This is a genomic window from Thermoactinomyces vulgaris (assembly GCF_003688725.1).
GTDB classification, from domain to species: domain Bacteria; phylum Bacillota; class Bacilli; order Thermoactinomycetales; family Thermoactinomycetaceae; genus Thermoactinomyces; species Thermoactinomyces vulgaris.
Genome location: NZ_REFP01000012.1, coordinates 61,422 through 83,881 on the forward strand (window position 1 = coordinate 61,422; position 22,460 = coordinate 83,881).

Below are 22,460 nucleotides of genomic sequence, written 5' to 3' on the forward strand. Positions count from 1 at the left end.
TCACACCCTACCCTCCCAACGCCACTTCTAATGCTTCTTCCAACGTTTTGACCCCGATTAGTCCGATCCCGTTCGGAGGCGTCCATCCCTGACAATTTTTCTCGGGGAGAATGACTCTTTTAAAACCCATGTTATGCGCTTCGGCCACGCGTTGTTCAATCCGTGAGACTCCTCTCACTTCCCCGGTCAGTCCCACTTCACCGATAAACAAATCAAACGGCGATACGGCCACGTCCCGAAAACTGGATGCCAGACTGACGGCCACACTGAGATCAACGGCCGGTTCGTCAATGCGAACGCCTCCTACAACGTTGATATAAGCATCATAGTTTTGCAAGAAAAGCCCCAATCTCTTTTCCAAAACCGCCATGATCATCGTAACCCGGTTATAATCGATGCCGGCTGCCATCCGTTTGGGGGTGGCAAAACTCGTCGGAGCCACCAATGCCTGCAATTCGACCAAAACCGGGCGGGTTCCTTCCATACTTGCCGTCACAGCCGTCCCCGGAGCTCCCACCGGACGACCCGACAAAAACAACTCCGAAGGATTTTCGACTTCCGCCAATCCTTCTTCCTTCATTTCAAAAACACCTATTTCATTCGTGGAACCAAAGCGGTTTTTGACCGCACGCAAAACGCGGTATGTGTGATGGCGTTCCCCCTCAAAATATAAAACGCAGTCAACCATGTGTTCAAGCATCCTCGGTCCGGCCAGCGACCCCGACTTGGTCACATGCCCCACGATGATGATCGCAATGTTTTGTTCCTTGGCCCACCGCATCAATTGTCCGGTGCATTCGCGAACCTGAGCGACACTTCCCGGCGCTGAAGCAATATCCGGATGAAACATGGTTTGAATTGAGTCGATCACCATCAATTTCGGCCGCACTTCGTCCATCAACAATTCAACGGCCGTCAAATCCGTTTCGGATACCACCAACAAACGGTCGCTCAAAGCATCCAGCCGGTCAGCACGCAACCGGATCTGTTCCGCGGACTCTTCTCCTGACACGTATAAAACGGACAATCCCCGCCTTGCCAGTTCATGCGTCGCCTGCAAAAGCAGAGTCGACTTTCCGATTCCCGGATCTCCACCCACCAAAACAAAAGAACCCGGCACCAATCCTCCGCCCAATACCCGGTTCAACTCTCTGATCCCGGTGTCAGAACGAGGCTGATCCAGCTTCTCCACTTGCGTAATCGGAATGGCTTTTTCCCGTTTGCTCTTTCTGTGCATTCCGGTACCGGGAACGGTTGAACTTTCGCTGTTGAGCTCTTCCACCATGGTGTTCCATTCATGACAGCCGGGGCACCGGCCCATCCATTTCGGCGTTTCATAGCCGCATTCCTGACAAACAAACTTTGTTTTTTTCTTCGCCATGGCTTTTTCTCCCACTTACAATGAATCATGATCTTCAAACATTATAACAAATCACTCTTTAAAAATTTATGGAGACTTTTTCACCGGCAAAATCTCTTCCTATTAAGGAATTTTTTCCCTATACGGGCAAATTTCAACCTCTTTTTTAAAAAATAGTGATAAACAAAAGCACCCGGCCGCTGATACAGCCGGGTGCCTGTTTCTCGATCATTGGGTTGCAGACCGGGACTCTTCTTTTTCGACAACCAATTTTCCTTCTTTCACATCGATGACCACCGAGTTCCCGCGTGCGACATTGCCGCGCAACAACTCTTCGGACAAACGGTCTTCGATGTTTTTCTGGATGGCCCGGCGCAACGGGCGGGCACCGTAGCTCGGGTCAAATCCTTCTTTCGCCAAGTAACGTTTGGCTTCATCCGTCAACCGGAATTCGATTCCCTGTTCAACCAGGCGTTTGCGCAATTGGTTCACCATCAGGGACACGATCTCTTCCAGATGCTCTTCTTTCAAAGGATGGAAAACAATCACATCGTCGATCCGGTTCAAAAACTCGGGACGGAAAGTTTTCTTCAGCTCTTCCATGACATTTTGCTTCATGTGTTCATAGTCATCTTCCGCTTGATTGCCGCCAACGTTAAATCCGAGGCGTGACGTTTTCTTGATGGTGGATGCCCCCACGTTGGAAGTCATGATGATGATGGTGTTACGAAAATCCACCACCCTGCCTTTTCCGTCCGTCAACCGGCCGTCTTCCAGCACTTGCAACAAGATGTTGAAAACTTCCGGGTGAGCTTTTTCGATTTCGTCAAACAGGACGACCGAATAGGGTTTCCGGCGGACTTTTTCCGTCAATTGTCCTCCTTCTTCATATCCCACGTATCCCGGAGGCGAACCGACAAGACGGCTCGTCGCATGTTTTTCCATATACTCAGACATGTCAATCCGGGTCATCGCATCTTCGTCACCAAACATGGCTTCCGCCAAAGCACGGGCCAATTCGGTTTTTCCGACTCCGGTCGGTCCCAGGAAGATGAAGGAACCGATCGGCCGCTTCGGATCTTTCAATCCTGCACGGGCCCGGCGGATGGCACGGGAAACGGAACGGACCGCTTCCTCTTGTCCGATGACGCGGTTATGCAGGATGGACTCCATATTCAACAAGCGTTCCGATTCTTCTTCCGCCAACTTCTTCACAGGAATTCCCGTCCAGCTTGAAACGACATCGGCAATATCTTCCGCGGTGACTTCGGAATCGGTTTTTCCTTGGTGTTGTTTCCAGGAATTCCGGTTGATCTCGATTTCCTCACGCAATTTTTGCTCGGTATCCCTCAAAGAAGCCGCTTTTTCAAATTCCTGGCTTTGCACGGCCGCGTCTTTTTCTTTTTTCACTTCTTCCAGCTTTTGTTCCAGTTTTTTCAGTTCCGGCGGCATCATGTAAGATTTCAACCGCACTTTGGATGCCGCTTCATCGATCAGGTCAATCGCTTTATCCGGCAAATACCGGTCCGTAATATAGCGGTCGGATAATCTCACCGCTTGTTCAATCGCTTCATCGGTGATTTTCACCCGGTGATGGGCTTCGTAACGATCCCTCAAACCTTTCAGGATCAACACCGCTTCCTCAGTGCTCGGCTCTTCCACCAAAATCGGTTGGAAACGGCGCTCCAAAGCGGCATCTTTCTCGATGTATTTCCGGTATTCATCCAGGGTTGTCGCACCGATACATTGCAATTCCCCACGGGCAAGCGCCGGTTTCAGGATATTGGATGCGTCAATCGCTCCTTCGGCACCTCCCGCCCCGATCAACGTGTGCAACTCATCAATGAACAAGATGATGTTTCCGGCTTGGCGGATTTCATCCATGATTTTTTTCAACCGGTCTTCAAACTCACCGCGATATTTCGTTCCGGCCACCACCGTTCCCATATCCAGGGTCATAACCCGCTTGTTGCGCAAGGTTTCCGGGATTTCCCCGTCAACAATGCGCTGGGCCAAACCTTCGGCAACCGCCGTTTTTCCGACTCCCGGTTCACCGATCAAAACCGGATTGTTTTTGGTCCGGCGGGACAAGACTTGAATCACCCGCTCAATCTCTTTACTGCGGCCGATCACCGGATCCAGGTTTCCGTCATGCGCAGCGGCCGTCAAGTCGCGGGCCAAGCCGTCCAGTGTGGGTGTATTGACCTGATGATGGGTACTGGAGTGGTTGGAGAAGGTTTCGCTGTTTCCCAAGAGTTGCAAAACCTGCTGGCGGGCTTTGTTCAAGCTCACACCCAAATTGTTGAGAACGCGGGCCGCCACGCCTTCCCCCTCGCGAATCAAACCGAGAAGAATGTGCTCAGTGCCGACATAGGTGTGCCCCAACTTGCGAGCTTCATCCATGGACAATTCGATCACTTTTTTCGCCCGTGGCGTATAAGCAATGTTTACGGGTTGCCCCTGTCCCCGTCCAATCAAATTCTCAACTTCTTTTTGGATTTTTTCCAATCCCAGGCCCAAACCGATCAAGGCCTTGGCTGCAATCCCTTCCCCTTCGCGAACCAATCCAAGCAAAACATGTTCCGTTCCGATGTTGGTATGTCCCAGACGCACGGCTTCTTCCTGAGCAAGGGCGAGAACTTTTTGCGCCCGTTCTGTAAAACGTCCAAACATCATAATCCCTTACACCTCACTTATGCATGGATTTGTCAGGACTTATGTTCCATGGCCAAACGTTCACGAATCAACCGGGCTCTGCGAATGTCCCTTTGTTCGGCATTCAGCCGTTCCCCGGCATACTGTTGCAAAAATCCGGGTTGAATCATCACCATCAATTCATTCATGACACTGGCCGAAACGCCACGGATAAATCCCAAATCAATTCCCAACCGGACATCAGAGAGAAGGCTCATCGCTTCTTTGGAATCAATGATGCGGCAATGGGCCAAAGTCCCGTATGAACGATGGACACGGTCTTCCAGCTGAATCAAAGAAACCTCTTGGAGCCGTCCGCGGGCTGTATGTTCATGTTCAATCATTTGCCGGACAACTCCTTGCAGGTTTTCCAAAATCTCATTCTCATCCAATCCCAGCGTAACCTGATTGGAAACCTGATACAATTGGCCCAAAGCTTCACTGCCCTCTCCGTATATTCCGCGAACCGCAAGCCCGACTTGCGTTATCGCCGGCAACAACCGGTTTAACTGCTGGGTCATGGCCAAAGCCGGCAAGTGAAGCATCACCGAAGCCCGGATTCCCGTCCCGACATTAGTCGGGCAACTGGTCAAATAACCGCACTTTTCATCAAAAGCAAAATTCAAGTGGCTTTCCAACCAATCATCAATCTCATTGGCCAGTTCCCAGGCTTGCTTCATTTGCAATCCGGGGAACAACACCTGAATGCGGATGTGATCTTCTTCATTGATCATGATGCTGACAGATTGGGCTTTATTCAACAAAACGGCGCCATGCCGTGATTCTTCCGCCAACATCGGACTGATCAAATGCTTCTCGACCAACACGCTTTTTTCCAAATCAGACAGGTCCTTCATGCGGATCAATTCAGCACCTGCCAGGAAGGAGTACTTCGACTGATCTTGTTTCAATGCCTGCTCGACTTTGCGAATCACTTCTTCCGCCTGGGATGCGGTGCTCAGCATGGGAAACGGAAATCCGTCCAAATTCCTTGCGACCCTGATCCGGCTGGAGAATACCACATCTGACAGAGGACCTTTCACCCGCATCCATTCACTGATGGCATGGTTCATGAAATGTTCGAGTGACATGGTGTTTCCTCCCTACTTCTTGAGTCGATCCTGCAATTCTCGGATTTGGTCACGCAAACGGGCCGCTTCTTCAAACTCTTCAGCCTGAACTTTTTGCGCCAATTGTTCACGCAGCTGTTCCAATTTTCTCTGCAGTTTTAATTCACCTTTGGCACGGGACGGGATTTTCCCGTTATGCGATGTATGGCCGTGAATCCTTCTCAACAAAGGTTCCAAACGATCCTGGAACGTTTGATAACAATCACCGCATCCAAAGCGGCCGACCTTGCTGAATTGATTATAAGTCAACCCGCATGTGGGACAGCGGAGCAAATTCGTTTCATATCCTGTATGTCCGCCGGAAGAAGAGGAATCAAAATTCAACAGCCCGGACAAAAGTTGATGGAAAGAAAACCCATTGTCAAACCCGGGCATGTGTTCTCCTTTTTCCTGTGCGCAAACTTCACATAAATGAAACTCGGACTTTTCGCCGTTGACAATCTTGGTGTAATGAATCGTTGCCGGCCGTTTACCACACTCGGGACAGAGCATCGGCCGTCACTCTCCTTTGCTGGTTAATAATGTGGTAAGTAAAACTTTCATCATCCTTGACCGCACCGGATCCCGAAGCGGAATCGGCAACTGCAAGGTTTCACGGGAAATCAAACGCTTCATGAGCAAAGCTTCCCGCTTTGTCATCAAATCTTCTTCCATCAATCTGGAAATTACATGTTCCGCCGTCATCTGGGTGACGGCATCCCCGATATATGACAACATTTCATCAAAAATTTCATGACGATTCTTATAACGTACTTTCTGGATGCGGATAAATCCTCCTCCCCCTCTTTTGCTTTCCACGATATACCCTTTCTCCACCGTGAATCGGGTACTGATCACATAATTGATCTGAGAAGGGACGCATTGGAAAATATCCGCCAATTCACTGCGTTTGATCTCAATCACGCCGTCTTCGCTTTCATTGATTATTTTTTTTAAATAGCGTTCAATTATGTCCGAAATACTACTCATTCGGACAACCTCCTGCTGACCTTGACTAACTTTGACCTTCTGATATTCATTATAAGAAAAAAGCTTCCATTTGCCAAGTCCCCTGCATTTATTTTCAGTATTGACCAATTTTTACCTTGACATGTACCGTTTGTTTTTAATCCACGCGAACTGATTTTACACCGTCAAGCTGACGGACTTCCTCCACCAATTGGGGAATGGGGACTTTTTCGTGGATGCGGATGGTAAAAGTGATCTCCAACAGACGGCCCTCATCCTCTTCTTCCTGTTCCTCCATGTGCACCCGCCTTATTTTTCCGCCAAACCGCCCGATCAGCGATGCCAGCTCGCCCAGTTTGCCCGGTTCATCCTCGGCAATGATGTGAAGCAGACAAAGACGTTTCTTTTTGATCCACATGCTTTCCAACCGGTTTAAAAGCTCCAGGCTCACCAAAACCAAAATGGTGGTCAGGACGGCCCCGAAGATAAAACCGGTTCCGACCGCCAGCCCGATGCCTGAGACCACCCACAAAGAAGCCGCCGTCGTCAACCCTGTCACCGATGCACGGTGGCGCATGATCGTTCCCGCTCCCAAAAAACCGATTCCGCTCACCACCTGTGCACTTAACCGGGAAGGATCAAACCGGACATTCTGCTCCGCCATATAATCCGTAAAACCATAGATGGAAATCAGCATAATCAAAGCCGAGCCCACACTGACCAAAATATGTGTGCGAAAGCCTGCAGGATGGTTATGCCGTTCACGTTCCCAACCGACCAACCCTCCCAAAAGTGCCGCCATAAACAAACGAACCGCCACTTCCAGGTAAGAAACCATCCATACACTTTCTCCCATTTTTCACCCTCTTTTCTTTCGTGATAACTCCCGGTACAAAAAGAGATTTCCTTCCTTTTGACTTCATTGTTCCCCGACTTGAAAATCAAAAGGTTGGAAACCTCATCCATCACCTTCACCTGTTCACTTTTTTGTTGCTTCGACCACTTGCTTCAGTTCCGGAAAAGAATGAATGATTGCATCAGCTTCGTCCAGTTCATTTTCTTGACCAAAACAGGGATATCCGGTATAGCGGCATCCAACCGAAAACAGTTGATTCTCCTTGCCGGCTTTGATGTCTGAACTGCGATCTCCGACCATCAAACCGTCCGTCACCCCGTAATCATTTTTTAAAATGCGGACAAGATCCGATTTATCAGCCGTTTGATACTCTCCTGCTGTATAAATTCCCTTAAACAGAGAAATTAATCCTTTTGTTTCCAAAGCCGTGCGCACGTAATCACCGGCCCCGTTGCTGGCCACAAACAAGGGCCATCCGTCTTCATAAAACTGCATCAAGGTTTCCCTGACCCCGGGAAAAATCTCCCCTTTTCCCTGGCGGAACAATTCTAGCTCTTTTTGCAGCATGAACCGATCCGCTTTTTCTTTGAGGGCACTGTCTGCCCCCGGCAACAAAACCTCCCACAATTCCTGATGCGTCATTCCGAAAACGGATTGAATTTTTTCCTCATCGGGGATGTCTCCTTGAAACTTGCCCGTCGTCTGTAAATGGCGAAAAGTTTCCTGAAATGCGGGAACGGCCACTTTTTCGGTTTGAAATAATGTTCCATCCAAGTCAAAGATGATTGCTTTCATGATTCCCCTTCTTTCCAGTGATGTTCTTTTCATTTTACAAGATCGCAAAAAGGATGTTCGACAGTTTGTTCATTTTTTTTCGTTTATTTTCGTGTAAAGTAAATTTTGAAATGGCTTTTGGAGTGATCCCGTTGACTTATAAACAAATCAAATGGCTCATTTTGACAATCCCCACGATCGCGGTGGGGATCTGGGAATATATCCGTCATGAATACCTGTTGCCTTATATCTCCATGGAATTGGGCAACTGGCTCACCCCTCTGATCGTTTTGGGGGTCACATTAACCCTCTTGGTGCATTTATTTGTGATTTATGAAGAAATCCAAGAAGCTCTAAAAAAAGAGCGGGAAGAAAATGCCGTTTTACAGGAACGGGAGCGAATCGCCCGCGAATTGCATGACGGCATGGCACAAACGTTGTTTTTGTGTTCGGTGGAACTGGAATCCCTGCGGGAAAAACACCCCGATCCTTCATTAAACCGGGTTCATCAACACTTGCAACAATTGCACGATGATGTCCGTCAAGCGATCGCCAGTTTAAAAAATCCGGAACACCCCGCTCCTTTTCTTTTAAAGGACAAATTGATGCATTTGTTCCGCGAATTTGAAATCGATACCGGGGTCCGCATTTCAGCCCGTTTCGAAATGGAAACCGGATCCCTTCTCACCAAAGAAAAAGTGGAACTGTATGCCTGTATACAGGAAGCCTTGACCAACGTCCGAAAACATGCCCGGGCCACTTGGGTCCAAGTCTCTTTCGAACCGTTCCGCCAAGGATGGCGATGCACGGTGGAAGACAACGGAATCGGGTTTGAAGGCGATGTGTTTTCCTACCCGGACCGATACGGGATGCGCATCATGCAAGAACGGGTAAAAAGCATCGGCGCCGGACTTCAATTAACACGACAGGACGGAAAAACCATTCTGACCATCCAAAAAGGGAGGGAAAACGAGTGAATCCCCTTTATCGCATTGTCATTGGAGATGATCATGAACACGCGCGCCAAGCCATGCGTTTGATTATCAAAAGAGATTCCCGGTTTCAAATCGTGGGCGAAGCAGCCGACGGAAAGGAAGTGATCGAACTCGCCGAATCCGCCCGTCCCGATCTTATCTTAATGGATATCAACATGCCAAAGATCAACGGCCTGACCGCCACCCGCATCATCAAAGAACAGTTCCCGTCCGTAAAAATTGTCATCGTCACGGTTTCCGATGATGCTTCCGATCTGTTTGACGCTTTAAAACAGGGGGCTCAGGGGTATCTGCTGAAAAACCTGAAGCCTTCCTTGTGGCTGGAATATTTACAAGCCGTTGCCGCAGACGAAACCCCCATGCCCAAAGAAATTGCCCGCCGGATTTTGCATGAATTCCATACCACCCCCGTTCCTTCCAAACAATCCAATCTGACCCAACGGGAACAAGAAATTTTAACATGGGTGGCCCAGGGTTACAGCAATAAAGAAATCGCACGCCAGTGCCTGATATCGGAATACACCGTCAAAAACCATCTGAAAAATATTATGCAGAAACTCCACTTGAATAATCGAGTTCAATTGACCCGTTATGCCTATGAACAAGGATGGATGGAAGGGAACGACCGGGGAGAGAATAGCTCCAAAGAGGGATAGTCATTCCTGCCGCTTTTGCTACAATGAGCATGATACAGACCGGAAGTTACGGAAGGAGTCCGCCATCATGAAGCGTAATTTATTCTTTTTTCATTTGGTTCTCTTTATCCTGGTTGCCGCCGGATGCGGACAGTTAAAACCCGAAACCAAGGAACAGCAAAACCTGCAAACACCGGCCCAGCTGAATATCACTTTCCAATCATCCCCGGACCATCCCGAAAAGAATCAGCCGGTTGAGTTAAGTTCCGTGATTACGGCCGAAAACAAACCGTTTCCGGATGCCAATGTCGAATTTGAAGTCTGGAAACAAGGGAAAGAACATCAAACGTTCAAAGCAACCCATCAGGCCGACGGAACATATACCGCAGTACAGAAATTCCCTGAGGACGGGGAGTATCACGTGGTGGTCCATGTCACCGCCCCCGGCATCCACCAGATGACCAGTGGTTCGTTTACCGTCGGATCCGTCCAAAATGACTCCCACGCGCACCATGATTCCGGGGTGCAAATGCATCTGACGGTCCCGGACAACATTCAGGCCGGGCAAGCCATTGAAGCATCGGCACACATTCAACTGAATCAAAAAGCTTTAAGTGGTGCCGATGTCCGGTTGGAGGTCTGGAAACAAGGCAACGAACAACATAAGTTTGTCGAGGCCTCCGAAAAGAAACCCGGTGAGTACACCGCCTCCTTGTCCTTTCCGGAAAAAGGAACATATCATTTGAAATTGCATGTGGAAAAAGAAAAGATTCACGATCACCAGGAAAAAACCGTTACCGTGCAGTAAAAAAAGGAGCCCGGATCCGGAGCTCCTTTTTTGGTCACGTCAATCCCATTTGGCCGATTTGATACATCATAAAGCCGATAAATACGGTCAGCCCCACGTAGACGGTGCCGTAAATCCACCGCAACTTCGGAGGCACGCTGTAATACTTCTCATCCTGTTTAATACCTCCCACACGAAGAGGCGTATAAGTCCCTTTTAACTTCATTTTCACTTCCGGATCTTCCGGAGAAGGGGGAATCGTCTGTACCAACGTCATCTCATGGATTTGTCCCATCATTTCAAACTGGAGGATCGTCCCAAGCCCGGGATAACCCACTTCCGCCATTTCTCTCTGGTCTTGGATGAAACAATATTGGCGAAACGGCAAAGAACGTTGGTGATATTCACCCGGGATCCACAACCCGGCTTCATCAAAACGCTCCTTTTTCACTCTGGCTTCAATCACAAACTCTCTTTTTTTCGGCTTCTTCTTCCGGTATGCCCCCCATAAATCAATCAAAAACATAATGTAAATAATCAACAGCAAAATACTTTTCAAATATATGATCAAAAAAAGCCCCACAATCAAACCGACCACCCACAGCCAACGGGTAATCGCCACGACAATCCTTCCGCCATCCAAAGGATGAATGGGGATCAGGTTAAACAAATTTAAAAACAAGCCGATATAGGCGATGGCGATCAAAAGATCCTGATCAAGCCAAACTCCCAAACCGTAGGAAACAACCGCCCCCAACGTGCCCAAAAGAGGACCGCCCAAAGCGACAAAGGCTTCCGTCGCCGCATCGCTCGGCTGCTTCTTCATGGTGATCAACGCACCCACAAACGGAATAAAGGCCGGTGCCGACACAGGCAATCCCTTGATCTTTGCCGCCCAAACATGTCCCATTTCATGGATGAAAATCATCAAAACCAAACCGATGGCAAATTGATAAGGAAAAAGCAGCGCATATCCTCCGACGGAAATCGCCATGGTGATCAATGTGCCGCCAAACTTTCCAAATTTCAACAAGGGCAAGATCGATTTCAACTTGGTTCCGATGCTGACCAAAAAAAGTCCGAGCCAACCCAAATTTCTTCGATTTTTCTGATTGGACTGTTCCTGCTCCACTCACAGAGCCTCCTTAACCCGTCTTTTACTATATCTTTCACCGGTTGAATCCGGTCTCATTCCCATATCTTTAAGCATATAAAACAATTCCCCTTACAATATACCATGAAACCCGTTCATCAAACAGCCTCGACATTGACAGCATTGTATACAATTTTGCCGCAATTCCCCTGACAACCCATGAAAAAGGCTGTTGACCTACCGGGGTTGTCAACAGCCTTTTTGGGTGTCACCTTTTTTCAACCTGAATATCCAAAGGCAGAGGATCTTTCTCGATTTTATCCAATTGCATTTCCAATTTCGGGGTCCGGACGATGATCGGAACGCCGGCTTTTTCATCATCCCCTCCAACCGCCCAAACGACCGCGCTGATCACAGCGACCACCAGGATGAACGGAATCAAGAGTTTACTTATTGGCTTCTTCATCTTCCGGTTTTGCCTCCTTATTTTGTGGTGTGGCCTGCATTTGTTGGGCTTTTTTAATCGCATCCTGATACAAAGACTGGTTCGGATCCAACTGGTATGCGCGTTCAAAAGCTTTCAGCGCTCCTTCTTTGTCTCCCAGCCCCATGCAGGTGATTCCCAGTTGATAGTGGTAGAGAGGATTTTTCGGATCATATTTGGCGGCTTTTTCCGCTGTCTGATTGGCGGAGATGAAATATCCGTACAAATAGTAAGCCATGGAACGGTAATATTGCGCTCTCGGATATTTGGATTCTTCATCCACTGCATCATTGAAAGCCCGGAAAGCAGATTTGGAGTAGCTGGCAAGTTCTTTTTTCTTCTCTTCGGCGTTCATGTTTTTGTCTTGATAAACTTGTTCCCATTTTTTCAAATAAAGGACACCCAGCGTCACATAATATTCTTCTTTTTTGCTGCTGGCCAATTTGGCCGCTTTTTTGGCTTGTTCGATCGCTTCATCAATCTTTCCCTGTTTGAAAAGATAAACCGCCAGGTCATGTTGGTAACGTGCATTTTTCTTTTTCAAATAGGTGGCAAACTTCAGGGATTGGACTGCTTGATCATAATCCCCCATGGCCCCGTAAATTTTCCCTTGATGGTAATAAACTTCTGCTTCTTCACTGGTCAGGGAAACCGCCTGATCCGATGCTTCCTTGGCCAGTTCATAATCCTTCAGATAATAAGCGTACACCGACAAGGCATCTTGTAACTCATAATCTTTCGGGAATTTATCCGTTGCCGCTTTTAAAATCTGCAATCCGGTTTGATAATCTTCTTTCAATCCGTATAAGTTCGCCAAATGCAAGAAATACTCTTTTTGTTCCAAATCGGCGCTTAACGCCTTGCGCCCCAGGAGAATGGCCTGATCCAATTGCTTTTGGTCATAAGCTTGTGTCGATTGGCGGAAGTAATTGAACGCTTCTTGCGGATTTTCTTCCACGGTCGGATCAATCACCCCGGCCAACGTTTCCCGGGTGTTGTCGGCAAACATTTGGATCACCACAAAAGCCAACACAACGGCCGCTGCCACCAACCCGAACCGCTTCCATCCTTTCCGGCTTTTGGCCGGTTCTTTTTTCTCTTTCTTGGCGCTTTTCGCCTTCTCTTTTTTATCGGATGCAGCCGGCTTTTTCATTTTCCCTTTCTCTTCCGCCGGTTTCTCCTCCTGATCATCCGCAACCGGTTTTTCATCCAAGGCTTTTGGTTTTTTCTCTTCATATTGATAGGCCCATTTCCAGAAATCATGGATGCGCGGACGCTTAATGGCGTCATTGGATAATGACCGCAACAGCAGCCCTTCCAATTGCAATGGCAAATCCGAACGGGAGGAACGAATGGAATCGATCTGCGTGGTTTTGTCGTCAATCCGCTCTTTGGTCAGCATAAAATAAAGTAACTGACCCAATTTCTTCACATCTTCGGTCTCTTGGCGGTAGTGACTGAACAAACGGTTGGGGCCCCCGTACAAAAAGCGGAGATGGCCGTCCGATTGCAACACCATGTTTTGCGGGTCGACCAGGGCAAATTGCTCATCGTCATAACATTGTAACAGATGGCTGGTGATGTTTTTCAACAAGTTGGCCACTTCCGCCATGGGAAGAGGAGCGGAACGCATCAAATAAACCCCCAGCAAGTCCCCCTCCATACGCTCAAACACCTGATACAGGATCCCGTCTTCGATGAACACATCCTGGACCGGGAAAAACACTTCGCTGTTTCGCTTTTTTAACTCTTCCAACTCGTGCTCTTCCGGCTGGTTTTTCAGCTTTACGGCATGAATAAACCGGGTGGTGCCTTCTTCTGCCTCTTTTTTTACGGACGTAAAATACAAAACCCCTTCCACAAAAGGGAATACACTTAAAACTTCATAACTTCCCCGAATTCGTTCACCTTTCTGTTTAAACTCACTCATTTTTCTCCTCCAACCTTTTTTTCTAAACGTTCTGCCATCCAATCCAAGAAGTCGGCAATCTCTTCGATATGAGGTCGTTTATGGATATCAAAAGAGATCGATCGCTGCACAAATTCATCCAGTTCAGCCGGGCAGTCTCGACGGTATTGAGAAACAGAGGGAATTGTGAGTCCTTGTGCCATGGGATTCTTTCCAGTCAACATCTGATATAACAATGCGCCAACGGTGTACGTATCATAAATCCGGTCCGCGCTGGTGTTTCCCGAAACAGATCCTGCAAATCCTTTGGGCAATTCTCCTTTATTTCCCCCATATAAAAACCGCAAAGACCGGCCTGATGTCAGCACCATATTTTGCGGATGGACAAGTGTGAACTGGCCTATTTCATAAAGCCGGAGCAAATGCTGTATGACTTTGCGGCCTAAATTTACGGTTTCTTTCAAAGACAATGGTGCATGCGTTCCCAGATAATGTGCCAGAAGCGTTCCTTCCAAGCGCCGGAAAACCTGGAAAAGCAACCCTTTTGTTTCATCGGAAAAAACCTCACGGATTGGGAAAAACACATGTTCATCCCGATGAAGAAGTGACTTCGGATCAAAATCAGCATTCACCAATTGAAGGTCAAGGGCATGAACAAACCGGGTATGTACCTCATCCTGACCACAATGATATTCCGTATAGTATAATGTGCCAATCACAAATGGAAAACCTTTTAATACACGGTATCTTTCTTTAATCCATTCACCCTCTTGCACTTTCCTCAATCATTCATTCCCTCCTTCCCTCTGATCCGTTCTGCTTGCCCATCTGCCATGCACTCGAATTATTTTCTACGCTTCATTCTATCATGATTATGAAAAAGAGAGTAGAACCTTGACGGATGGATTGCCTGATCCGTCCAAACGTTCAAATTTCTTTCACCGAAAAAATTTTCCTGTGTTGAAATGAATGAAAAAAAAGGAGAAATGCATGAACAAGCAAGCCGTTTTTGGTTGGGTGATGTATGACTGGGCCAACTCAGCTTATGCCACGATCATTATGACCACCGTGATGCCGATTTTTTACTCGGAAGTAGCCGGAAAACACCTGGCTCCCTCCGCTTCCACCGCCTATTGGGGATACACGCAGTCCATTTCTCTCATCCTGGTGGTGCTCATCACTCCGGTTCTCGGAGCCATTGCGGACAGCATGCACAATAAAAAAAGTTTCCTTGCCTTTTTTACGGGTCTTGGCATCTCATCCACCCTGTGCATGTTCACGATCAATGAAGGGGAATGGTTGTGGGCATCGGTTACGGTGGTTATGGGAACCGTTGCTTTTTCCGGAGCCAACATCTTTTATGACGCCTTTTTAAACGACATTGCCCCGGAACACGAACGGGACCGCATTTCTTCCCGCGGATATCAATTGGGCTATCTTGGCGGAGGCATCTTGCTCGCATTGAATTTATTTCTGATCCAATTTCACAATATTTTTTCTTTTACAAGAACCTTCGCCACACAGGTCACCTTTTTAACCGTGGCCGTCTGGTGGTGGGTTTTCTCCATTCCGATGTTTCGCCATGTTCAAGAAAAAAAAGCGTTCTTCCCCTCCCGCTTCCGTCTTCCGCTTGACACGAAAAGGCATCCGTTCCGTCACCGGCACCTTCAAAAGTACAAGGAAATACCCGGAACTCTTGAAATTTCTGATCGCTTTTTGGTTTTACAGCGACGGGATCAACACCATCATCAAAATGGCAATATTTATGGTGTGGAAATTGGCATTCATCAGACCGATCTCATCATCGCTTTGCTCTTGACACAATTCGTCGGGATTCCCTGCACGTTCCTCTTCGGGAAACTGGCCGTCCGCCGGGGTTCCAAACCCACATTGATCTTCACCTTGGTTGTTTACCTCGTCATTGTCATCTTCGGTTATTTTATGCAAACGGCTCTGCACTTTTATATCTTGGCGGTCATGGTCGGATGGGTACAGGGAGGAAGCCAGGCGTTGAGCCGGGCCATATTCAGCCGGCTGATTCCCCGGGGGCGGCAGGCGGAATTTTTCAGTTTGTACAGTTTGTCCGGCAAATTTGCCTCCATTTTCGGACCGGCCGTGTTTGGTCTGGCCGGGCAATGGATGGGATCGGGCCGGGCGGGCATTGCCTCGTTAGTCCTTTTCTTCATCATCGGAATTGTATTGATTTTCACCGTCAATGAAGAAAAAGGCCGGGCCGAATCTGCATTGGATCCCTCCTTCACCGAATAACAACATTTATCCCATTGACGAAGTAATTTTATTTTAATAGCATAGGACTTAGTCTTAAAGGAGGTTGGGTTCGATGAGGATTGTCCCATTCCTTTTGGCTTCTGCCTTATCTTTGAGCCTGTTAACCGGTTGTGAATCTTCTGCCGGTGCAGATCCGGTTCCGGAAGATCACATCGATCTTTCAGAGGCACAACCCGCACAGGAAACCTACGAAGAAATTCCTTTTACGTTGATCAATTGGAAAGAAGGCGAACCCGAAAGACAACCGCATGGAGGCGTATGGGTATATACGAAGGAAAAGCACCCCGCCATGTTTCAGGATACCCTTGATTGGAATAACAAAGACATGCTGTTGGTTCAAATCAAAGACGAATCATACATGGGAAAAGGGCTGAAAATCAAGGCCCTGCAAAAAATCCAGCCCAAGGTGACCCGCATTCTGGTTGAATTTGATGAGGAGGGCGGAAGAGCCGGAAAAGCACCCCGGCGTTATGCGGAGATTCCCAAAGGCTCCATCGGCCCGCAAAACCAATTCGTCATTCAGACCGCCGATGGAAAAACGATTCAATAACGAGACTGAAAATCCATTCCCTGGCATCCGCCCCCACGGAATGGATTTTTTCATGCCCTTTCCCATAAAAAAAAGCTTGGTTTCCCAAGCTTCATCTTTTCATGAAAGATAAAATAAGTGCTCTTGTCAATCCCATTCTCTGTCTGTTTATTATGTACAAAGATGCCAACCGATTAACCGATCGCCAGCTTTTTCATCCGCTCTTGTTTTTCCAACACTTCTTCTTCCGTCAGGTTGGACTTCCGCTCGATATTCAATTCCCCCAGCAATTTCCCCGCTGTGGAGTCAATCACCGAGATATGGATGATTCCATCACTGTCATACTCAAAAATAACCTCGAGGGGAGCGCCTTTGGGGTATTCCGGCAAGTCGATCATGCCTTCCCCCACGATTTTTACATAATCCAGATCCATGTCTTCCCCTTCCGTCACTTGCAAATGCAATTGGGACTGTTGATCAACGGTGGTTTCATAATGGCCGCTTACTTTGCTGGGGATCACGGTATCTTTTTTGAGTACGATGGAGTTGAATTCTTGCCCGGATTCATCCAGCGCCACAACCCCCATGCTGTGAGAATTGACATCCTGCACTTCAACCACCGGGAAGGACTGGCTGAGTGAGAGGTCGGCATTTCCTTCCTTAATCTGCAGGATCGCACCTTGGATGGCAGCTCCCAAAGCCACCACTTCATCCGGATTGACATCCAATGACGGCTTGATTCCCGTGACACGCTCGATCATGGCAGGAACTTGTTTCATCCGGGTCGAGCCGCCGACCAAAAGGACTTTGTCAATGTCTTTCCATTCAATGTTTGCGTCTTCCAAAACGAATTCCATGATTTTTTGGGTCCGGTTCAGGAGAGGAGCGGTTAATTCATCAAAAATCTCTCTTGTCAGGGTGATGGATGCGTTGATTCCATTGGCAGACAGGAATACATTGGTGCGGTCACGGACAGAAAGGGTTTTCTTGGCGATTTCCGCTTTATCACGCAAGTCCTGTTCCAGCATGGGGTCTTCCAACAGATCGATGCCCCCTTGCTTTTGGAACTCTTCATTCAGGTAGTTCATCACCACATTATCCCAGTCAAAGCCGCCAAGGTTTTTGGCACCCCCGGTGGACAACACCCTCAATCCGCTTGGAGACAAGTGCATAATGGTCACGTCAAAGGTTCCGCCACCCAAATCATAAACCAGAATGTTTTGCTCCATATGCATCTTGTCCAATCCGTATGCCAGTGCCGCTGCGGTGGGTTCGTTAATGATGCGAAGAACATTGAGACCTGCAATTCTTCCCGCGTCTTGTGTCGCTTTCCGTTGTGCATCGTCAAAGTAAGCGGGGACGGTGATGACGGCATCTTCCACTTTTTCCCCCAGCAGGGTTTCCGCGTCTTCTTTCAGGCGCCGGAGAATCATGGCCGAAATTTCTTCGGGGGTAAAGTCTTCGTTTTGTTCCGTGGTGAATTTCCATGCCTTGTCGCCAATCTGTCTTTTCACAAATTGGACAACATTAAAAGGACTTGCAACTGCAGAACGTTTCGCAATACTGCCCACAACCACATCCGAACCATCAAAGAGAACGACAGAAGGAGTAATCCGTTCCCCTTCCCGGTTCACCATAATTTCCGGTTTCCCGTATTTATTTACAACAGAGATCGCCGAATAGGTTGTTCCCAGGTCGATCCCAACGACTCTTCCCATCTTTTTTCACTCCTTCGATCACTTATAACCCATGGGTTACGGGAAAGCTCCCATATACTACCCTCTTTCACGCAAAATGGCAAAATCTATGTAGTGTAAAAAACGGTTGACAAAAAAATGCGTCTTTCACCCCGGTCCCCAAATGCTCATGAAAAGGGTTCAATGATGAAAGATTAGCCAACATCATGGCTAATCCTCGTTTGTTGTCATATTCCGTTCAATCAGGGATTATATTTTTTTATCACCACTTCTTCAGGTCTGAGAACCACGTCTCCATATCTAAAGCCATGGCGGATCATATGGACAACCATATTATCTTCTGCAGGGTTATTGGTGGGAATCACTTCAACCACTTGTTGAATTTTGGGATCAAATTTGTTGGACGGGGCAACAATCAATTCAACGCCGCGACGGTACAAAATTTCCAGCACTTCATGGCTCAAGGTTTGCAGAATGTCAATTAATTCGGGATTTTGTCCTCCGACATCCAGCTGATCGTTATAAATATTGTTCATCCGGTCAATCAGCAGAATCAAATCAATGTAAAGCGGACGGAGTTGTTGAAGTTCCTGGTCCTGCTTCAACTCTTCCATCTCTTTATAAAGGCGGTCAAACGCCATTTCTTTCGTTTTGTCATAACTGAGCCGGTTGGTAACCACATTCAACAGCGATGTGAAATTTTGTTGCAATGCACTGAGCATGTTCAAAACTTGTTGTTGGGAACGAGATTCGCTTTTGGTTTCTTTGATCGGACTCGGAGCCACGTTTTCTTTTTTTGTTAATCCAAAACGCGCTTCAGGAAATGAAAGCTGGTTACCCTGTTCTAAGAATCTATGGTTCTCTTTCCTGGAACCCATAGCTTAACCTCCCTGGTGTACACTATTTTCATATTCTGTGATATATATCAAGGCCAACTATCCATCATTCTCTGTATATTGAATGATTTGCCTCTTTTTGTAAACTGAACGGAACAGTACTGCTCCTACCATTTTACTAATAACCTCATTCATGTCGCAAGTGGATGAATTCAAAAAGAATATCAAATATCTACATCAAAAAATGTTTTTCTCGCCGGACCAACGAAAATGAAGTAAATCATGCGGTAATGCCGGGAAATATTGCAAAACTTGATAGATTCCATGATATCATGATGCAACCTAGGGCAATTATAGACGTTTTGAAGTTTTTATACAAGGCGATTTTTATAAACTATTCCAAGATATTCCCGTTTCCTTTCATTTCTGAAGTTTTTTGGTCCGGCAAAACGCCATGGCTGAACTTCCCCATACAACTTCGAAATTGTCCCTGAAAACTCCTTCTTCAAAGAAAAATGCCCGTTCAGGGCATCCGGGTGATAACAAGATTGGTCTTTTTTTTGTCAGTTTGTTGAAGACATTCGGTATAACACATCCGGCAATAATACTTGCCATTGAATTGAAAAAATTGAATGTATAAGGACTTTGCGCCGCATTTGGCACAGGTGCATTTATCCATGTGCTCCCAACCTCCCTTTTCCTAGCTGTCAGGGTTGTCTATATCTTTCAACACCCAGGCAAAATTTACCTTTTTATTCCTGATATTTATTGATATTTTCTTTATTTGGAAGATCGGGGCTGTTTTTTCACAAGTTATCCACAATTCGCACAGGCGTTTGTGTATATTGTGGATAACTTGTGAAAAAAGCTTCTGATTCATAACGAATCAGAAGCTTTTCCATCAGTCTTCCTGCTGGTTTTCGCGCATATGCGGGAACAAGAGAACGTCGCGGATCGACGGGCTGTCTGTCAACAGCATCACCAAACGGTCCACACCGATTCCCAGACCGCCGGTGGGCGGCATTCCGTATTCCAGTGCTTCCAGGAAATCTTCATCCATCGGGTGCGCTTCGTCGTTACCGGCTTCTTTTTCTCTCAGTTGTGCTTCAAAACGCTCCCGTTGATCCATCGGGTCGTTCAATTCGGAGAAAGCATTCGCATGTTCCCGTCCCACGATAAACAGCTCAAACCGGTCCGTAAACCGGGGATCTTCTTCATTTTTCTTCGCAAGCGGGGAAATTTCCACCGGATGTCCGTAAACGAACGTCGGTTGAATCAATTGGTCTTCCACTTTTTGTTCAAAGAACTCATTGACAATGTGACCAAAGGTCATAAACTCTGTAATTTCCACGCCATGTTCTTTCGCAAGCCGGCGGGCTTCTTCATCGGTCATCTGCCGGGTAAAATCCACCCCGGTCGTTTCCCGGATCAATTCGGTCATCGATTTGCGTGCCCAGCCGGGGGAAAGATCCACTTCATGCCCTTGGTAATGGATTTTCGTGGTGCCCAAGACTTCTTGCGCCACATGGGCGATCAAATCCTCCGTGAGATCCATGATGTCATGAAAATCCGCATAAGCGGCATACAATTCCATCATGGTGAACTCCGGATTATGGCGGGTGGAAATCCCTTCATTGCGGTACACCCGGCCGATTTCATAAACTTTTTCAAATCCGCCCACAACCAGGCGCTTCAAATGAAGCTCAAGGGCAATCCGCATATACAGCTTCATATCGAGTGCATTGTGGTGGGTGATGAACGGACGTGCCGCCCCGCCGCCGGCGATCACATTCATAGTCGGGGTTTCCACTTCCAAAAACCCTTGTTGATCCAGATACCGGCGCATCGCGGCAATGATCCGGCTCCGGGTGACAAACGTTTCTTTGACTTCCGGGTTCATGATGAGATCCAGATACCGTTTCCGATACCGGAGCTCCACATCTTTCAGTCCATGATATTTTTCCGGAAGGGGCCGGAGCGATTTGCTCAGGAAATCCACCTGATCGGCTTTGACACTGACTTCCCCGCGGTTGGTTTTAAAAACAACGCCTTTGATCCCCAGAAAATCCCCGAGATCGGCTGTCCGGAAAATCTCATATTGCTCTTCCCCCACCCGGTCCAGCCGGACATAGATCTGAATCCGGCCGCTCATGTCCTGGAGATGGGCAAAGGAAGCCTTTCCTTGTTTCCGTTTGGCCACAAGACGACCCGCAATCGATACGGAAATGTTTTTTTCTTGCAATTCTTCTTTGGACATCGATTCGTACTGATCCAAAATCTGCTTTGCATGATGGGTACGCTCAAACTTGTGGCCGAAAGGATTGACACCTTTCTCCCTCAACGCAGAAACTTTTTCACGCCTGATTTGAAACAGATCGATTTGTTCTTCATGACTCATCGTTTCGCACTCCTTCGTTCATCCGTTACGCAGTTTCTTGATTGACGGCTTCTTGTTTTTCGCGCTGACGCTTTTCGTATTCCTCCGCAAACGAAAGCAGGAGATTTGCCATTCCATCCCTGGTTTCTTGTTGATTCACTTTTTCTTTCACCTTGCTGGCACCAGGCAGTCCTTTGAGATACCACGCCGCATGTTTTCGCATTTCGCGGACGGCAATGTCTTCCCCACGCAGTTTGACAAGCCGGTCCATATGCAAAATGGCAATCTCCATCTTTTCCCTCACTTCCGGTTCCGGAAGCAGTTCGCCGGTCTGAAGATAATGGACCGTCCGGTACAACATCCACGGATTCCCCAATGCGCCGCGACCGATCATGACCCCGTCACAACCGGTTGTATCAAGCATCCGCTTCGCATCTTCCGGTGTAAAGACATCGCCGTTTCCGATGACAGGAATCCCCACGGCCTCTTTTACTTTTTTAATCCAACTCCAGTCCGCTTGCCCGCGGTACATCTGCTTCCGCGTGCGACCGTGTACGGAAACCGCTTTTCCTCCGGCGCGTTCGACCGCTTTGGCGTTTTCAACCACATAAATATGATCTTCATCCCAACCAATGCGCATCTTGACGGTCACCGGTTTGTCCACGGCTTCCACCACGGCAGACACCATCTCTTCAATCTTGTCCGGATCAAGGAGCCAGCGGGCGCCCGCATCGCATTTGACCACTTTCGGAACCGGGCATCCCATGTTGATATCGATAATATCCGCATTGGTTTGTTGGTCGACAACTTTGGCCGCTTCCACCAGCGTTTCTTTGTCTCCGCCGAAAATTTGCAAACTGAGCGGTTTTTCCCGTTCATCCACATAAAGCATCTCCCGGGTCCTTTTATTTCCGTGCAAAATGGCTTTGTCGCTCACCATTTCCGCACACACCAATCCCACGCCAAACTCTTTGGCAATGAGGCGGAAAGCCGGATTGCAGACCCCTGCCATCGGAGCCAACACGACACGGTTTTTTAACGCAATGTCACCAATTTTCAGCATCGAA

20 protein-coding genes are annotated in these 22,460 nt (G+C 47.7%); 5 read left to right on the forward strand and 15 right to left on the reverse strand.

Features of this window, described 5'->3' with window-relative positions:
* Nucleotides 1-7: 7 nt before the first annotated feature.
* The 7 genes from radA to ATH33_RS11785 all read right to left on the reverse strand — a co-directional run bounded on the left by radA (nucleotide 8) and on the right by ATH33_RS11785 (nucleotide 7,783).
* Nucleotides 8-1,381: a DNA repair protein RadA gene (radA, locus tag ATH33_RS11755; RefSeq protein WP_037996979.1), complete on the reverse strand. Its 1,374-nt coding sequence runs from the start codon at nucleotides 1,379-1,381 to the stop codon at nucleotides 8-10.
* 207 nt (nucleotides 1,382-1,588) lie between these two features.
* Nucleotides 1,589-4,036: an ATP-dependent Clp protease ATP-binding subunit gene (locus tag ATH33_RS11760; RefSeq protein ID WP_121874450.1), complete on the reverse strand. Its 2,448-nt coding sequence runs from the start codon at nucleotides 4,034-4,036 to the stop codon at nucleotides 1,589-1,591.
* A gap of 32 nt (nucleotides 4,037-4,068) precedes the next feature.
* On the reverse strand, nucleotides 4,069-5,145 hold the full coding sequence (gene mcsB / locus ATH33_RS11765; RefSeq protein ID WP_037996974.1) for a protein-arginine kinase McsB: 1,077 nt from the start codon (nucleotides 5,143-5,145) through the stop codon (nucleotides 4,069-4,071).
* Between the two features lie 12 nt (nucleotides 5,146-5,157).
* The gene (gene mcsA, locus ATH33_RS11770; RefSeq protein WP_037996971.1) at nucleotides 5,158-5,676 is read right to left on the reverse strand and encodes a protein-arginine kinase activator protein McsA; all 519 of its coding nucleotides are present in this window, start codon (nucleotides 5,674-5,676) and stop codon (nucleotides 5,158-5,160) included.
* A 6-nt stretch (nucleotides 5,677-5,682) separates the two neighbouring features.
* A complete protein-coding gene (locus tag ATH33_RS11775; RefSeq protein ID WP_037996967.1) occupies nucleotides 5,683-6,153 on the reverse strand; it encodes a CtsR family transcriptional regulator in 471 nt (156 codons plus the stop codon).
* Nucleotides 6,154-6,289: 136 nt separating this feature from the next.
* Nucleotides 6,290-6,988, reverse strand: a complete 699-nt coding sequence (locus ATH33_RS11780) for an MgtC/SapB family protein (RefSeq protein WP_037996966.1) — start codon at nucleotides 6,986-6,988, stop codon at nucleotides 6,290-6,292.
* 123 nt (nucleotides 6,989-7,111) lie between these two features.
* Nucleotides 7,112-7,783, reverse strand: a complete 672-nt coding sequence (locus ATH33_RS11785) for an HAD family hydrolase (RefSeq protein WP_049720816.1) — start codon at nucleotides 7,781-7,783, stop codon at nucleotides 7,112-7,114.
* Nucleotides 7,784-7,914: 131 nt separating this feature from the next.
* On the opposite strand from ATH33_RS11785, the gene ATH33_RS11790 reads away from it, so the two are divergent.
* The 3 genes from ATH33_RS11790 to ATH33_RS11800 all read left to right on the forward strand — a co-directional run bounded on the left by ATH33_RS11790 (nucleotide 7,915) and on the right by ATH33_RS11800 (nucleotide 10,200).
* Nucleotides 7,915-8,739, forward strand: a complete 825-nt coding sequence (locus tag ATH33_RS11790) for a sensor histidine kinase (RefSeq protein WP_037997069.1) — start codon at nucleotides 7,915-7,917, stop codon at nucleotides 8,737-8,739.
* Nucleotides 8,736-9,413, forward strand: coding sequence for a response regulator (locus ATH33_RS11795; protein WP_037996963.1), 678 nt, complete (start codon nucleotides 8,736-8,738; stop codon nucleotides 9,411-9,413). Before ATH33_RS11790 ends, ATH33_RS11795 begins: the two co-directional genes overlap by 4 nt.
* A gap of 67 nt (nucleotides 9,414-9,480) precedes the next feature.
* The gene (locus tag ATH33_RS11800) at nucleotides 9,481-10,200 is read left to right on the forward strand and encodes a FixH family protein (protein ID WP_037996961.1); all 720 of its coding nucleotides are present in this window, start codon (nucleotides 9,481-9,483) and stop codon (nucleotides 10,198-10,200) included.
* Nucleotides 10,201-10,234: 34 nt separating this feature from the next.
* On the opposite strand, the gene ATH33_RS11805 is transcribed toward ATH33_RS11800, so the two are convergent.
* From ATH33_RS11805 to ATH33_RS11820, 4 genes are all read right to left on the reverse strand, one after another.
* Nucleotides 10,235-11,311, reverse strand: a complete 1,077-nt coding sequence (locus ATH33_RS11805) for a site-2 protease family protein (protein WP_121874451.1) — start codon at nucleotides 11,309-11,311, stop codon at nucleotides 10,235-10,237.
* 229 nt (nucleotides 11,312-11,540) lie between these two features.
* Nucleotides 11,541-11,738, reverse strand: a complete 198-nt coding sequence (locus ATH33_RS11810) for a hypothetical protein (RefSeq protein ID WP_037996955.1) — start codon at nucleotides 11,736-11,738, stop codon at nucleotides 11,541-11,543.
* The gene (locus tag ATH33_RS11815) at nucleotides 11,719-13,686 is read right to left on the reverse strand and encodes a tetratricopeptide repeat protein (protein ID WP_049720815.1); all 1,968 of its coding nucleotides are present in this window, start codon (nucleotides 13,684-13,686) and stop codon (nucleotides 11,719-11,721) included. Before ATH33_RS11815 ends, ATH33_RS11810 begins: the two co-directional genes overlap by 20 nt.
* Nucleotides 13,683-14,450, reverse strand: coding sequence for a protein kinase family protein (locus ATH33_RS11820; RefSeq protein ID WP_049720814.1), 768 nt, complete (start codon nucleotides 14,448-14,450; stop codon nucleotides 13,683-13,685). Before ATH33_RS11820 ends, ATH33_RS11815 begins: the two co-directional genes overlap by 4 nt.
* A gap of 205 nt (nucleotides 14,451-14,655) precedes the next feature.
* On the opposite strand from ATH33_RS11820, the gene ATH33_RS13910 reads away from it, so the two are divergent.
* Together ATH33_RS13910 and ATH33_RS11830 are read left to right on the forward strand one after the other, a co-directional pair.
* Nucleotides 14,656-15,933, forward strand: a complete 1,278-nt coding sequence (locus ATH33_RS13910) for an MFS transporter (RefSeq protein WP_329605875.1) — start codon at nucleotides 14,656-14,658, stop codon at nucleotides 15,931-15,933.
* 73 nt (nucleotides 15,934-16,006) lie between these two features.
* Complete coding sequence (locus ATH33_RS11830; RefSeq protein ID WP_037996943.1) at nucleotides 16,007-16,504, forward strand: hypothetical protein; 498 nt, start codon at nucleotides 16,007-16,009, stop codon at nucleotides 16,502-16,504.
* 173 nt (nucleotides 16,505-16,677) lie between these two features.
* On the opposite strand, the gene ATH33_RS11835 is transcribed toward ATH33_RS11830, so the two are convergent.
* The 4 genes from ATH33_RS11835 to dusB all read right to left on the reverse strand — a co-directional run bounded on the left by ATH33_RS11835 (nucleotide 16,678) and on the right by dusB (nucleotide 22,456).
* Complete coding sequence (locus ATH33_RS11835) at nucleotides 16,678-18,201, reverse strand: Hsp70 family protein (RefSeq protein WP_049720813.1); 1,524 nt, start codon at nucleotides 18,199-18,201, stop codon at nucleotides 16,678-16,680.
* A 221-nt stretch (nucleotides 18,202-18,422) separates the two neighbouring features.
* Complete coding sequence (locus ATH33_RS11840; RefSeq protein ID WP_037997884.1) at nucleotides 18,423-19,058, reverse strand: nucleotide exchange factor GrpE; 636 nt, start codon at nucleotides 19,056-19,058, stop codon at nucleotides 18,423-18,425.
* Nucleotides 19,059-19,917: 859 nt separating this feature from the next.
* Nucleotides 19,918-21,414, reverse strand: coding sequence for a lysine--tRNA ligase (gene lysS, locus ATH33_RS11850; RefSeq protein WP_121874452.1), 1,497 nt, complete (start codon nucleotides 21,412-21,414; stop codon nucleotides 19,918-19,920).
* Between the two features lie 25 nt (nucleotides 21,415-21,439).
* Nucleotides 21,440-22,456, reverse strand: coding sequence for a tRNA dihydrouridine synthase DusB (gene dusB / locus ATH33_RS11855; protein WP_049720811.1), 1,017 nt, complete (start codon nucleotides 22,454-22,456; stop codon nucleotides 21,440-21,442).
* Between the last annotated feature and the right edge of the window lie 4 nt (nucleotides 22,457-22,460).

Bases quoted from the DNA above. Each gene is read 5' to 3' on its own strand.
- radA (WP_037996979.1), bottom strand. From the start codon at position 1,381: ATGGCGAAGAAAAAAACAAAGTTTGTTTGTCAGGAATGCGGCTATGAA.
- ATH33_RS11760 (WP_121874450.1), bottom strand. From the start codon at position 4,036: ATGATGTTTGGACGTTTTACAGAACGGGCGCAAAAAGTTCTCGCCCTT.
- mcsB (WP_037996974.1), bottom strand. From the start codon at position 5,145: ATGTCACTCGAACATTTCATGAACCATGCCATCAGTGAATGGATGCGG.
- mcsA (WP_037996971.1), bottom strand. From the start codon at position 5,676: ATGCTCTGTCCCGAGTGTGGTAAACGGCCGGCAACGATTCATTACACC.
- ATH33_RS11775 (WP_037996967.1), bottom strand. From the start codon at position 6,153: ATGAGTAGTATTTCGGACATAATTGAACGCTATTTAAAAAAAATAATC.
- ATH33_RS11780 (WP_037996966.1), bottom strand. From the start codon at position 6,988: ATGGGAGAAAGTGTATGGATGGTTTCTTACCTGGAAGTGGCGGTTCGT.
- ATH33_RS11785 (WP_049720816.1), bottom strand. From the start codon at position 7,783: ATGAAAGCAATCATCTTTGACTTGGATGGAACATTATTTCAAACCGAA.
- ATH33_RS11800 (WP_037996961.1), top strand. From the start codon at position 9,481: ATGAAGCGTAATTTATTCTTTTTTCATTTGGTTCTCTTTATCCTGGTT.
- ATH33_RS11810 (WP_037996955.1), bottom strand. From the start codon at position 11,738: ATGAAGAAGCCAATAAGTAAACTCTTGATTCCGTTCATCCTGGTGGTC.
- ATH33_RS11815 (WP_049720815.1), bottom strand. From the start codon at position 13,686: ATGAGTGAGTTTAAACAGAAAGGTGAACGAATTCGGGGAAGTTATGAA.
- ATH33_RS13910 (WP_329605875.1), top strand. From the start codon at position 14,656: ATGAACAAGCAAGCCGTTTTTGGTTGGGTGATGTATGACTGGGCCAAC.
- ATH33_RS11830 (WP_037996943.1), top strand. From the start codon at position 16,007: ATGAGGATTGTCCCATTCCTTTTGGCTTCTGCCTTATCTTTGAGCCTG.
- ATH33_RS11835 (WP_049720813.1), bottom strand. From the start codon at position 18,201: ATGGGAAGAGTCGTTGGGATCGACCTGGGAACAACCTATTCGGCGATC.
- ATH33_RS11840 (WP_037997884.1), bottom strand. From the start codon at position 19,058: ATGGGTTCCAGGAAAGAGAACCATAGATTCTTAGAACAGGGTAACCAG.
- lysS (WP_121874452.1), bottom strand. From the start codon at position 21,414: ATGAGTCATGAAGAACAAATCGATCTGTTTCAAATCAGGCGTGAAAAA.
- dusB (WP_049720811.1), bottom strand. From the start codon at position 22,456: ATGCTGAAAATTGGTGACATTGCGTTAAAAAACCGTGTCGTGTTGGCT.